Below are 12,093 nucleotides of genomic sequence, written 5' to 3' on the forward strand. Positions count from 1 at the left end.
GCTCAGACGAGTTCTGCCTCCACGGTCGTGCGGTCCAGCGCCGGATCGGTACCGAGGACGTAGGTCGGCTCGGTGTGCGGAACCGTTGTTCCCCCGGCGACGCGAGCCTTCGCTTCCTCGAACTCCGGAGTCGATCCCATCGCCACATACAGGCCGTTGAGGGACGTCCACACCGCTGATCGACGAGCCGTGCGCTCGAGAAAGTTCGGCGGCTTGTACATGACCAATTGAGCCGCCCAGCTCGGCATGGTGTCACGGACCGCCCAATCGACAGCGCCCTGCAACGGGTCGGTCAGGTTGATGCCGGTGGCCATCGCGTTGCCGTGGGTCAGACCGAGCTTCGGCACATATGTCTGCAGGCAGTCCAACGTCTCGGCTTTGGTGGTCGGCAGATCCTCACCGCCGAGGGCGTGACCGACCCGTACGAACTCGCCGTAGTACCGGTCAAGTGCTTTGCCGCGCAGCGGCCGCGGGTGATAGATCTCGTGCGCGGTCGCGATACCCCAGGCCACCGTTGCGTAGTTCCAGCGCAACCACTTCGGATCGTCGGCGTCGTAGTGCAAGCCGTCGGGCCGGGTTCCCTTGATGGTGTGGTGCATCGACCGCACGGTCCGCGCCAGCCGCTCCGCGGTTTCGGTCGATCCATATGCGGTCCCGATGAAGAACGCCACCGAATGACCCAATCGCACCGCGAGACCGGCGGGGTCGAGCTGACCGTTGGGCCGGCCCGAGTCGTCTTTTCCGACCAGCCGCGAATGGTGCATACCCATCCAGAAGATGCTCGGGTCGAGGCGCTCGAGATAGGACGCGCATTGCAACCCGAAGATCAGGGCCGGGGTATGCGAGTGGACGTGCCACACCGCGCTGTCGGGCCCGAACCAGCCCGGATCGCCTTCCGGGCCGGCGAACTCCATCCCGCGGAAGTAGTGACTGCGTACATCCCGGTCGAAACGCTGATTGATCCACTGACCAGCCATTTGGTGCGGTAGCGGTGGCAACATCGAGCATCCCTTCAATGTGTGGATACGTCTGTGACCAGAATAGTGTTTGGCGACGACTGTGACCAGAAGTTCGTAGAAGTCCGCTCGCCGGACGTATGCTGCGGATCATGTCGACCCCCACGCGCTGGGCCGGTGTGCCGCTGAGTGATCGCCGCACCGAGCGCCGAGCGCTGCTCGTCGAAGCCGGGTTCGCCCTGTTCGGCGCGGGCGGCGAAGCCGCTCTCTCGGTACGTTCCGTCTGCCGCGAATGCGGTCTGAACACGCGCTATTTCTACGAGAGCTTCACCGATACCGATGACCTCCTCGGCGCCGTCTACGACGACGTGGCCGCGGGTCTCGGCGAAGCCGTCGAGCAGGCGATCGACGGTGCCGGCGGTTCGGTCCGCGAGCGCACCGCCGCCGGAATCCGCGCAGTGCTGGGATTCAGTTCCGCCGATCCACGCCGGGGCCGGGTCCTGTTCACCGATGCACGGGCCAATCCGGTGCTCATCTCGCGGCGGGCGCTCACCCAGGACATGCTGCGCGACGTCGTTCTCACCGAAAGCGGGCAATCACATCCCGATTCGAATCCGGTTGCCGCCCGGGTCGGCGCCTCGATGTACACCGGCGCCATGGCCGAACTCGCGCAGGATTGGCTCGCCGGGAACCTCGGCGACGATCTGGACGCAGTGGTCACCCACGCTGTCCGGCTGGTACTGCGCGCCATCCGCGGATAAGGGTCAGGGGTTCGAATCCCCTTGGCGGCGCCCACATCACGAGTTTCCCGATCGGCCACGCGCCGACCACGTATTCGATAGCGTCGACCCCATGTCACTTCCGGATACCGATGCGTCGCCGAATCAGGACGCCATGCTCACACTCCTTGCCATCGAGCAGATCCGGCAGCTCAAGGCTCGCTACTTCCGCATGCTCGACACCAAGGACTGGGACGGTTTCGCCGCGGTGTTCACCCCCGATGCAATCCTCGATTCGGGCGCCTGGACGATCACCGGTGCCCAGACCATCGCAGACCGGGTCCGTACCTCACTCGAGGGCATCACCACCGTGCACCACGGCCACACCCCGGAGATCACCATCGACTCCCCGACCACCGCACACGCGATCTGGGCGATGGCCGACGAACTCCACGCCGGCGGCAGCCCCGAAAAAGGCCTCACCGGGTCCGGTCACTATCACGAGGAATACACCCGCACCGATGACGGCTGGCGGATCAGCCGATCGAAATTGACCCGTCTGCACATCGCGCCACTGCCCGGCGGATTTCACGTCGCGATCCCCGGCGACAACTGAGGACAGACCTCCACAGCGGTAAAAGCGCACATACGGAGAAGCCCGGGGTTCTGTCGCGGGGCGAGCGATGAATTTTTTGAAACTTCAGGGTCTTCCCTTATGGATCGACGCTCCAATTGGGTTCAGGATGGAGAACGTCGATGTGAACCGTCCCATCTGCCGCAGCCCCGGAGGCCGCCATGGACCGTTATACCGCCTACATCATTCGCCACCGCTGGCTGATCATCGGGAGTTGGGTGGTGGTCCTGATCGGCGCGCTTTTCGCCGCAGCGATGTGGGCCGGACCCACCATCACATCCTTCACCTCGGACGACCGCACCGAATCCGGCCGGGCCTCTGAGCTTCTGGAGCAAGCCGGCCAGGAGAAACAGGCAAACGCGACACAGATAGTCATCGCCGCACCCGACGCCGACGGCGGGGTGCGAAACCCGGAGGTCGAGGCCGCGGTCTCCGCATTGGTGGACGAGATCACCGCCAGTTCCCCCGAGGTCAGTGTCACCGACCCCTATAGCCCGCAGTCACAGATCTCGGCTGACGACCGGATCGCAGTGGCCCCACTTGATGTGGGCACCGGAACCGACTCGGAGGTCCAGGACCGGATCGACGACATCAAGGCGATCGCGGACGACAACCAAATAGCCGGTGTCGACGTCGAATTCAGCGATCCACGCTTCGACGACGTCCCACCGAGCGGCACCGCAGAAGCAGTGGGCGTCTTCCTTGCTCTCATCATCTTGTTGATCGCGTTCGGATCTGTTGTCGCAGCAGGACTTCCGATCCTGTCGGCACTGTTCGGCGTCGGCGTCGGCGCATCCGTCCTGGTCCTGGCACAGAACTTCATGGATGTCCCGAACTTCGCCATCTCGCTGACACTGATCATCGGTATCGGCGTCGGTATCGACTACGCGCTGCTCATCGTCACCCGCTTCCGATCCGGCCTCCACGACGGACTGGATGTCAACGCCGCCGTGACGATCGCCATGCTGCGTGCCGGCCGGTCGGTGCTGTTCGCAGGCGGCACCGTGATCATCGCGATGTGCGGCATCCTCATCTCCGGTGGTGACATCGGACCGGCTCTGACCTTCGCCGCCATCGCCGGCGTGCTCGGTACCCTGATCGCCTCGGTGTCGCTACTACCCGCACTGCTCGCCGTCATCGGCATGCGCATCAATCGGCTTTCGTTGCACTGGCTCCGCAAACGGAAGGGCAAAGACCCCGACAAGGCGCTCGAAGGCGTGTGGGCGAAGCGGTGGAGCGCCCGCATCCAGGCGACCCCGTGGGTCGGCGTCTCGGTCGCGTTGCTCATCCTGATCGTCCTGTCGATCCCGGCGTTCCAACTACGGCTCGGATTCTCCGACGCCGGCAACCGGCCCACCAGCGCCACCACCCGCGTCGCCTACGACTACGTCACGGAAGGCTTCGGGGTGGGTGCCAACGGACCGCTGATCGTGGTCGCCGACTACCCGGCCGGCACGAACCCGCAGTCCGAACTCGAAGCCCTGCGCACCGCGATCGCCGCCGATCCGGGGGTTGCGGAAAACGGAGTGGACCAGGCATTTCCGGTTGGTCAAGCCGACGGAAAAGACATCTCGATCATCTCGCTGAACCCGGCCACCGGCCCACAGGACGAGGCCACCACAGAGCTGGTGGACCGCCTGCGTGACGAGATAATCCCCAACACCCTCGGATCCGATTCCGACGTCAACGTCCAGATCACCGGACAGAGCGCGGGATCCATCGACTACGCCGAGGTCACCCTGGACCTGCTCCCCTGGACCATCGCGGCCGTGCTGGCGGCGGCATTCATCCTGCTGGTACTGGCGTTCCGGTCGATCGTCATCCCGATCAAAGCGGTGATCGTCAACGTCCTGTCCCTCGGCGCAGCCTACGGCGTGATCGTCGCCATCTTCCAATGGGGTTGGGGCGCAGAGATATTCGGCGTCGGACGCGCCGGTCCGATCGACAGCTGGGTTCCGATGCTGCTGTTCGTCACCGCGATCGGACTCGCCATGGACTACGAGGTCTTCCTGGTCTCACGAATCAAGGAACGCTACGAACGCACCGGCAACGCCACCACGTCGGTCGCCGAAGGACTCGCGAGCACGGCCCGGGTGATCACCTGCGCGGCATTGATCATGATCTGCGTGTTCAGTTCGCTGGCATTCCTGCCCGACCGCAGCCTGAAGATCTTGGGCGTGGGTCTGGCCGTCGCAGTGCTCATCGACGCCAGTATCGTCCGACTGCTGCTGGTGCCCGCGACGATGGAGATCCTGGGCAAGGCCAACTGGTGGTTCCCCAGCTGGCTCGAGTGGATTCCACGAGTCGACGGGATGCACCGGGACGAAGACGAGCCGACGCCCGACCAGAGCGCGAAAGTCGGCGATAAACTCTCCCAGTGAGATCTGTCGAGCCACTGAGTGCACCGGTCGGTGCCGCAGAGGCATTGCGCCGCATCGCGTTCCTGCTCGAACGGGCCCGCGAGGGCACCTACCGGGTCGAGGCATTTCGCAAGGCGCTCAAGGTTGTCCAGAAAACGCCCCCGGACGAGTTGCACCAGCGGGCCACGAGCGGCGTATTGACGGACCTGCCCGGCATCGGGAAATCGACTGCTGCGGTGATCACCCAGGCAGTGGACGGCAAACTACCCGACTATCTGAACACCTTGCAGCAAAAGGCCGACGCACCACTGGCATCCGGCGGCGGCGATCTCTACGCGGCCGCCCGCGGCGATCTGCACTGCCACTCCGATTGGAGTGACGGCGGATCGCCCATCGACGAGGTGGTCCTGGCCGCGATGGAACTCGATCACAGCTGGCTGGCCCTGACCGACCACTCCCCTCGGCTCACCGTGGCCAACGGACTGTCCGCCGAGCGACTGACCGAACAGATCGGTGTCGTGGACAAGATGAACAACGCCCTGGGTGACCGGTTCCGGCTGCTGCGCGGCATCGAGGTCGACATCCTCGACGACGGCTCGCTGGACCAGACCGAAGCCATGCTGAGCCAGCTCGACATCGTCACGGCCTCGGTGCACTCCAAACTGGCAATGGATGCCGGACCGATGACCCGGCGGATGGTGGCCGCCGCCCGCAATCCGTACGTGAACGTGCTCGGGCATTGCACCGGTCGCCTGGTGACCGGCGGCCGCGGTAAACGGGCACAGTCAAAGTTCGACGCCCACAAGGTATTCGAGGCCTGTGCCGAGTCGGGAACCGCGGTCGAGATCAACTCACGGCCCGAACGTGTCGACCCTCCTGACGAACTCATCCGGATCGCCATGGATCTCGGCTGCCTGTTCGCCATCGATTCCGACGCCCACGCGCCGGGCCAGCTCGACTTCAAGTCGCTGGGCTGCGAGCGCGCGGAACGCCTGGGAATCGAACCGGACCGCATCGTCACCACGTGGACTTTGCCGCGCCTACTGGAATGGTCGGGCGGCTCACGGTCCTGAGTCCTTCGACAGGTCGGCGATTTCATCTCGTCGACTCGAGAATTTCGTTTGTCGTTTATGTGGAAAATGCCGCTATATTTGATCTTCTGTGTCAGAATGAAAACCCTGCGGGAGCGGAAGTTCGATGCCGACGCAGACGGGGTGGATTGCGCACGCTTGATTCTCGTCGTCCTCGCCCCCGACCCACAGACGACAGTCCTGGTTGCGAATCAGCCAGATTGACGCCACCGAGCGTGCTTCGTCCACCACCGGGTGAGCCCTTCAGGGGAGCATTCGAGTCCGACGAAGCACGCTCAACGGCATTATCTGCCGACCATCTACCTTTCGACGGCGATCTCTGCGCCGAGCGCATATCCCGGGGCCATCGGCAACGTGTCGCCGCTCCAGAACCGGCCCGGGTCAAACCAGTTCGAGCGTTTATGGGTCTCGAGCAGTCCCATCGCCTCATAGGTCATCGCGACGACCTCTGCACAATAGGCAGTCTCGAGCCCGGTCTTGTCGTCGGATTCCCTGCGTTTGTCGATCCGGTTACGCACCTTTTTGTCGAGGACCGGTACACCCCTGGTGAGGTCGGCGGCCGTGGGAACCCGACCCTTGAACCACCGTCCGGCCAACCTGGCGGTGGTCGGAAATGCGGTCCCGTCCATGCGCGCGATCACCTTCAGCAGCAGGTCTTCCTGTTCCCGACCTGCATACGGCGTGATCTGACGGATCCAGCAGCGCTGACCGTATTTGTCCATCCACTGCAACGCCGCCTCCCGAGCGTCGTTGAGCTGGACACCGCGATGATTTGTCCCCGTCCACATATCCGTCAGCTTGTTGCCGAGCTCGGCATGCCACATCAACGGCGGCAGGTCGTCGAGCACAACAGCCATCGCCACATGGTTCACCGGACTGTTGGTCAGCGCCTGAATCGCACGGTCGGGCCCGGACTTCCCACGGAACAGCCATACGTCCCCGGTACGGGTGGACTCGAGCGCCTTGTCGAGGGAAATCGCCTCGGTCCTGTTCGGATGCACACCCGAAAGACTAAACGCCGCAGCGATCACCGGCGCGACGATCACTCGACGGCTATTGTTCGACGGGTGCACAGTGCGTGGAAATGGCTCGGGCTCGCAGGCGTTGTCGGAGTGGCCGCCGGTGGGGTGCTGGTCGGACGGGATGTCCGCCAGCGGAACTCCTATACACCCGACGACATCCGGGCCCGGCTCCACAAAAGATACGAGGAAGCCGCGGCGTCCGACGAGTCCGCGTAACGCTCGCCCGGGCGGTTCGACTCAGGCGAACCGCGCAGCCAAAGCCCGCAGCGTCGCGCTGATCCCGTCGCCGTTCTTCTTGTCGAAGCCCATGATCTCGAGCATCTTCGGCGACTTGGCGGTCGAGTAGTCGAAGGTCTCGGTGACCTTGGTGGTGGTCGGCGACGTCTGCTGCAATTCCCAACGCCAGCGGTGACCGAGCGGATGCTGCCATTCGACCAGTCTGTCGTTCTCGAACGCGGTCACTCGCGACGTGATCTTGTACGGGACTCCGTACTGCTTCATCCCAACGCTGAATCGTGCGCCCTCACTGAGCTTGTCCGGCCCTTTGACGGCAGTGTCGCGCACCGTGCCCGACCCGTCGAGTTCGGGATGCCGGTGCGGATCGGCGACGAGCGCAAAAACCTCGGCCGCAGGCGCATTCACCACAACCTGGCGAGCGACCTTGCGGGGACCCACATCAATTGTCGACACAGCAGCATCAGCCATGCCGCCAAACTACTCCGATCCGGCCTCACGTCAACGACATCGCGGGCTTTCCCACCTCGCCCTCCCCCGGCCCCTCGCCGATGCGGCACAGTAGGGAACATGGATGGTGAAACAGCCCAGGCGCCGGGTCCGAGATTCTGGGAGACCGACGATCCCGGTGCGGTCCGCGCCCACATCGTCGCCGCGTTGGAGAACTTCGACCACACCTCTGCCGAACTCGACGGATCCCGGGCAGCCGCCGTGGTGCTCGCGGTGACCAGTCGCGACGGCGAGTACGGCATCTGGCTCACCAAGCGTCCGTCGAAGATGCGGGAACATCCGGGCCAGTTCGCCCTGCCCGGAGGCCGGATCGACCCCGGGGAGGACTACGCCACCGCCGCGCTCCGCGAACTGCACGAAGAACTGGGTGTGGAAGTTGATCGCGCGGATGTGCTCGGCCGGCTCGACGACTATGTGACCAGGTCCGGATACGTCATCACCCCCATCGTCTGCTGGGCCGGACCCGATCGGGAAACCACGCCGAACCCCGGTGAGGTCGCCCACCTGTTCTTCATCCCGATGAACGACCTGCAGGTGAAGCCGCGGTTCATCAGCATCCCGGAATCGCAGCGCCCGGTGGTCCAGATGCCACTGGTCGGCTCGCTGATCCACGCCCCGACCGGCGCGGTGATGTACCAGTTCGCCGAGGTCGTCCTCGGCGGCCGCGACACCCGCGTCGACCAGCTCGAGCAGCCGGTGTTCGCGTGGCGCTGAGAAGCGGGAGACAATGGTCTCACCTGTGCCGATCAGGTTTCCGACGTCCCATCGGCGGGTAGGAGTACCGAGTGACTACATCTGTGGCTTCCATCGCGCGGACCCTGCCCCGAGCAAGCGGTCCGTTGTCGTCGACGATCTTCTCTGCCCTGTCCGGTCCGGCCTCGTCATCGACGGGCAGCGGCTTGTCGGTCGACCTCCGCGAGGCCGACCCCTACGGCCAGGACCTGCAGTTGGCCCTGTACGTCTGCTACGAGCTGCACTACCGCGGATTCACAGATGTCGACGACGACTGGGAATGGAATCCGGACCTGCTGCGACTCCGGGCCGAACTCGAGCGCCACTTCACCAGTGCTCTCGTCGCCGACATCGATCTGGCCGGCAGTGCCCGTGATGCGATCGGCTCCCTACTGACCGAACCCGCCCACGGCAGCGGCCCGTCGTGGTTCCTGAAGGAACAGGGCACCTGGGAACAGATGCGGGAGTACTTCATCCACCGTTCGATCTATCACCTCAAGGAAGCCGACCCACACGCGTTCGCGATCCCGCGTCTCACCGGCCAGGCCAAGGCGTCGTTCGTGGCCATCGAGTTCGACGAGTACGGCGGTGGTCACGGGAACCACGTGCACCAGAAGCTGTTCGCGGATCTGCTCGACGCCGCCGATCTGAGCTCGGACTACCTCGCCTATCTCGAAGACGTTCCGGGCGAGACCCTGGCCCTGGTGAACGTGATGTCGATGTTCGGGCTGCACCGCAACCGGCGGGGCGCCACGGTCGGGCACTTCGCGGCCACCGAGATCACATCCCCACCGGGGTCGCAGCGACTGGTACACGCACTCGAGCGCCTTGACGCCCCTGACGCCTGCGTGCAGTTCTATCGCGAACATGTCGAAGCCGACGCCATGCACGAACAGGTGGTCCGCCACGACGTGATCGGCGATCTACTGACCCGCGAGCCCGAGATCGAAGCCGACGTCGCATTCGGTGTGAAGGCGTTTCTCCACTTGGAGGACAAGTTCGCCGATCATCTGATGACCTGCTGGACCGACGGCCGAACCTCGCTCCTCAACCCATCCAGCTGAACACGGATGGAGCGGGTTGAGGAGCGAGACCTCAACCCGCTTTGTTCGCTGAGCTTTTCCGTCGGTGACTGGTGTCGCACAACGGGAAGTTCTTGCTGCGTTTGCACGCACAGATGGCGACCATGAACCGGTCCGAATCGACCACCCGCCCATCGGGCATCTCGATGCTGACCGGTCCCTCCACCATCAGCGGACCGCCGGCCACGACCCGGACCACCCGCCGGTCGGAGGACGGATCCGTCATGCGTCCGGGCCCGGTTTGTCCGCACGAATGACGCAGAGTTCTTCGAAACGTCGACCCGGCTCCAGCATTCCGACCGCTTCGAGCCACGGCGCGTTGGTGTTCATCACCGGCCCGAACGGGATCTGCAGACGTTCGACCACCCGGGCCTGCAGCCCACCGGCGGCCAACATCGTCACCGAGCGTTCCACATCGGCGAACTCGGACTGCACCAGCAACAGTGTTCCGTTGTCGGTCAACAACTCCGGGGCGACGATGCACAGCGGGTCGAGCAACGATCGACCGTCCCGGCCGCCATGCCAGGCGCGGGTCAGGCCGACTTTGCCCGGCAGCGCGGTGCTGTCGGGCACATAGGGCGGGTTGGAGACGACCACGTCGTACGGTCCATGCGCCAGCGCCTCCGGTAGCGATCCCTGGCGCGCGTCGATCTGAACACCGAAGGCCGCTGCGTTGTCGAGGGCGCAGGCGATGGCGGGAGCAGAGATGTCATACGCCGCAACCTCACCGGCACCGAAGACGGCAGCTCCGATGGCCAGCACACCGCTGCCCGAACAGAGATCCAACACCCGTCGCCCTGCTACGAGGTCCCGTTCGGCCATCGCCGTCAACAGCAGTTTCGAATCATCCTGAGGTGCGTAGACTCCGGCGGGCACCCGGATGCGGTCGTAGACCGTGGTCGCGTCGATCGCCGGATCGCTGGTGTAATCGGTACGAACTGTCGGCAGTGGCTGGGCTGCGACCATTATTCGGGCTCCTCGTCGATCTGCGGTTGGTCGACCGGCACCGCGGCTCACGCGGTGGGTCTTACTCGTGGTGATTCCCTGTCGTTGCCTCTTATAAACACCAACACTGCCCACCCCGCCCACGGCGGCATCAGTCGGCAGCGAAACCGCTGGCACAGCGGTTTGTGTCGTAGAACGCATCCTTTGTACGATCTCGAACGAATCGGTTCGACCACCGTCGGTCAACCGGGATGGGCACGAGGGATGGCAATCGAGAGCAGCGACACCGAACAGAAAGAACCGGTGTCGGCGATCGACCGGTATTTCAAGATCAGCCAACGCAATTCGACCCTCTCCCGCGAGATCCGTGGCGGCCTGGTGACCTTCTTCACGATGGCATACATCGTGGTGCTGAACCCGATCATCATCGGCGGCGTGCCGGGCAATTCGCGAAATGCGGACGTCTTGGGCAACGTGCTCCCGCTGGCGCAGGTGGCCGCTGTCACAGCTCTGGTTGCCGGCATCATGTCGATCGTCTTCGGACTCGTCGCCAATTATCCGTTCGCGATCGCGGCCGGCCTGGGCATCAACAGCCTGCTCGCCGTGTCCATCGCCCCGCAGGTCACCTGGCCCGAGGCCATGGGTCTGGTGGTCGTCGACGGCATCATCATCGTCCTGCTGGCGGTGTCCGGTTTCCGCAGTGCGGTGTTCCGGGCGATCCCCGGCGAACTCAAGGCAGCCATCGCAGCCGGCATCGGCGCGTTCATCGCCTTCATCGGGTTCGTCGACGCCGGATTCGTGCAGCGCATCCCCGACGCTGCCGGCACCACGGTCCCGGTCAGCCTGGGTATCAACAACTCGGTCGCGACCTGGCCGGCCCTGCTGTTCGTCTTCGGCATCCTGCTGATGGGGGTCCTGGTGGTCCGCAAGGTCCGCGGTGGCCTGCTCATCGGGATCGTCGTCACCACCATTCTGGCGATGATCGTCGAGCAGATCGCCGATCTCGACTCGACGGCGACAGACCCCAAGGGTTGGAGTCTCAACATCCCGGAGATCCCCAGTTCCATCGGTGACGTGCCCAACCTGAGCCTCGTCGGCGACGTCGATCTGTTCGGTGCCTTCACCCGTATCGGCGTGCTGTCCGCCTCCGTCCTGGTGTTCGCGTTGGTCCTGTCGAACTTCTTCGACGCCATGGGGACGATGACCGGCCTCGGCAAGGAGGCCGACCTGGCCGACAAGGACGGCAACCTGCCCGACATCGGCAAGGCGCTGGTCGTCGAGGGCACCGGCGCCATCGCCGGCGGTGTGGGGTCGGCCTCGTCCAACACGGTGTTCGTCGAATCCGCCTCCGGTATCGCCGAGGGTGCCCGCACCGGATTGGCCAACGTGGTCACCGGTGTGCTGTTCCTGGTCGCCATGTTCTTCACGCCGCTGTACTCGATGGTCCCGCTCGAAGCCGCCGCCCCCGCCCTGGTGGTGGTCGGCGCGATGATGATCTCGCAGGTGCGCGACATCGACCTGACCCGATTCGAGTACGCACTCCCCTGCTTCCTGACGATTGTGGTCATGCCGTTCACCTACTCGATCGCCAATGGCATCGGCGTCGGTTTCATCTCCTGGGTGGTGCTGGCCACCGCTCGCGGCAAGGTCCGCACGATCCATCCGCTGCTCTGGTTCGTGGCCGCGATCTTCGTCCTCTACTTTGCGAAAGAGCCGATCGAGAACCTGATCGGCTGAGCCGTCTGCCGGGCGACCGGCTTGCGATCAACGAGGTTTTTATTTAGTTGGCTGTGTGCAACTAATGTGGT

Annotated in this window: 13 protein-coding genes; 8 read left to right on the forward strand and 5 right to left on the reverse strand. The window is 64.4% G+C overall.

Features of this window, described 5'->3' with window-relative positions; genetic code table 11:
* Positions 1-2: 2 nt before the first annotated feature.
* Positions 3-1,001 carry an oxygenase MpaB family protein gene (locus AC51GR_RS11995; protein ID WP_496324867.1) on the reverse strand — a complete coding sequence of 333 codons (999 nt, stop codon included), beginning with the start codon at positions 999-1,001 and terminating at the stop codon, positions 3-5.
* A gap of 107 nt (positions 1,002-1,108) precedes the next feature.
* Between AC51GR_RS11995 and AC51GR_RS12000 the strand changes: the two genes are divergently transcribed.
* From AC51GR_RS12000 to AC51GR_RS12015, 4 genes are all read left to right on the forward strand, one after another.
* Positions 1,109-1,717: a TetR/AcrR family transcriptional regulator gene (locus AC51GR_RS12000; RefSeq protein WP_496324868.1), complete on the forward strand. Its 609-nt coding sequence runs from the start codon at positions 1,109-1,111 to the stop codon at positions 1,715-1,717.
* A 91-nt stretch (positions 1,718-1,808) separates the two neighbouring features.
* Positions 1,809-2,291 (forward strand): nuclear transport factor 2 family protein, encoded by a 483-nt coding sequence (locus AC51GR_RS12005; protein ID WP_496324869.1) that lies wholly within the window; start codon positions 1,809-1,811, stop codon positions 2,289-2,291.
* Positions 2,292-2,470: 179 nt separating this feature from the next.
* Entirely contained in the window at positions 2,471-4,690 is a 2,220-nt protein-coding gene (locus AC51GR_RS12010; protein ID WP_496324870.1) for an MMPL family transporter, read from the forward strand.
* Complete coding sequence (locus AC51GR_RS12015) at positions 4,687-5,742, forward strand: PHP domain-containing protein (protein ID WP_496324871.1); 1,056 nt, start codon at positions 4,687-4,689, stop codon at positions 5,740-5,742. Before AC51GR_RS12010 ends, AC51GR_RS12015 begins: the two co-directional genes overlap by 4 nt.
* A 317-nt stretch (positions 5,743-6,059) precedes the next feature.
* Here the strand turns inward: AC51GR_RS12015 and AC51GR_RS12020 are convergent, their stop codons facing one another.
* On the reverse strand, positions 6,060-6,737 hold the full coding sequence (locus tag AC51GR_RS12020) for a guanylate cyclase (RefSeq protein ID WP_496325054.1): 678 nt from the start codon (positions 6,735-6,737) through the stop codon (positions 6,060-6,062).
* Between the two features lie 90 nt (positions 6,738-6,827).
* Between AC51GR_RS12020 and AC51GR_RS12025 the strand changes: the two genes are divergently transcribed.
* The gene (locus tag AC51GR_RS12025; RefSeq protein ID WP_496324872.1) at positions 6,828-6,998 is read left to right on the forward strand and encodes a hypothetical protein; all 171 of its coding nucleotides are present in this window, start codon (positions 6,828-6,830) and stop codon (positions 6,996-6,998) included.
* A 21-nt stretch (positions 6,999-7,019) separates the two neighbouring features.
* On the opposite strand, the gene AC51GR_RS12030 is transcribed toward AC51GR_RS12025, so the two are convergent.
* Complete coding sequence (locus AC51GR_RS12030; RefSeq protein WP_496324873.1) at positions 7,020-7,487, reverse strand: SRPBCC family protein; 468 nt, start codon at positions 7,485-7,487, stop codon at positions 7,020-7,022.
* 99 nt (positions 7,488-7,586) lie between these two features.
* Between AC51GR_RS12030 and AC51GR_RS12035 the strand changes: the two genes are divergently transcribed.
* Both AC51GR_RS12035 and AC51GR_RS12040 read left to right on the forward strand, forming a co-directional pair.
* On the forward strand, positions 7,587-8,240 hold the full coding sequence (locus AC51GR_RS12035; RefSeq protein ID WP_496324874.1) for an NUDIX hydrolase: 654 nt from the start codon (positions 7,587-7,589) through the stop codon (positions 8,238-8,240).
* A gap of 71 nt (positions 8,241-8,311) precedes the next feature.
* Positions 8,312-9,322, forward strand: a complete 1,011-nt coding sequence (locus tag AC51GR_RS12040) for an iron-containing redox enzyme family protein (RefSeq protein ID WP_496324875.1) — start codon at positions 8,312-8,314, stop codon at positions 9,320-9,322.
* Between the two features lie 31 nt (positions 9,323-9,353).
* Here the strand turns inward: AC51GR_RS12040 and AC51GR_RS12045 are convergent, their stop codons facing one another.
* Together AC51GR_RS12045 and AC51GR_RS12050 are read right to left on the reverse strand one after the other, a co-directional pair.
* Positions 9,354-9,566, reverse strand: a complete 213-nt coding sequence (locus AC51GR_RS12045) for a CDGSH iron-sulfur domain-containing protein (protein ID WP_496324876.1) — start codon at positions 9,564-9,566, stop codon at positions 9,354-9,356.
* Positions 9,563-10,306: a HemK2/MTQ2 family protein methyltransferase gene (locus tag AC51GR_RS12050; protein ID WP_496324877.1), complete on the reverse strand. Its 744-nt coding sequence runs from the start codon at positions 10,304-10,306 to the stop codon at positions 9,563-9,565. The genes AC51GR_RS12045 and AC51GR_RS12050 overlap by 4 nt, the downstream gene beginning before the upstream one ends.
* Before the next feature lie 243 nt (positions 10,307-10,549).
* Between AC51GR_RS12050 and AC51GR_RS12055 the strand changes: the two genes are divergently transcribed.
* Entirely contained in the window at positions 10,550-12,022 is a 1,473-nt protein-coding gene (locus AC51GR_RS12055) for an NCS2 family permease (RefSeq protein WP_496324878.1), read from the forward strand.
* The last annotated feature ends 71 nt before the right edge of the window (positions 12,023-12,093 follow it).

This window comes from Williamsia sp. z71 (assembly GCF_059553375.1).

Bases quoted from the DNA above. Each gene is read 5' to 3' on its own strand.
- AC51GR_RS12045 (WP_496324876.1), bottom strand. From the start codon at position 9,566: ATGACGGATCCGTCCTCCGACCGGCGGGTGGTCCGGGTCGTGGCCGGC.
- AC51GR_RS12000 (WP_496324868.1), top strand. From the start codon at position 1,109: ATGTCGACCCCCACGCGCTGGGCCGGTGTGCCGCTGAGTGATCGCCGC.
- AC51GR_RS12005 (WP_496324869.1), top strand. From the start codon at position 1,809: ATGTCACTTCCGGATACCGATGCGTCGCCGAATCAGGACGCCATGCTC.
- AC51GR_RS12055 (WP_496324878.1), top strand. From the start codon at position 10,550: ATGGCAATCGAGAGCAGCGACACCGAACAGAAAGAACCGGTGTCGGCG.
- AC51GR_RS11995 (WP_496324867.1), bottom strand. From the start codon at position 1,001: ATGTTGCCACCGCTACCGCACCAAATGGCTGGTCAGTGGATCAATCAG.
- AC51GR_RS12035 (WP_496324874.1), top strand. From the start codon at position 7,587: ATGGATGGTGAAACAGCCCAGGCGCCGGGTCCGAGATTCTGGGAGACC.
- AC51GR_RS12030 (WP_496324873.1), bottom strand. From the start codon at position 7,487: ATGGCTGATGCTGCTGTGTCGACAATTGATGTGGGTCCCCGCAAGGTC.
- AC51GR_RS12010 (WP_496324870.1), top strand. From the start codon at position 2,471: ATGGACCGTTATACCGCCTACATCATTCGCCACCGCTGGCTGATCATC.
- AC51GR_RS12050 (WP_496324877.1), bottom strand. From the start codon at position 10,306: ATGGTCGCAGCCCAGCCACTGCCGACAGTTCGTACCGATTACACCAGC.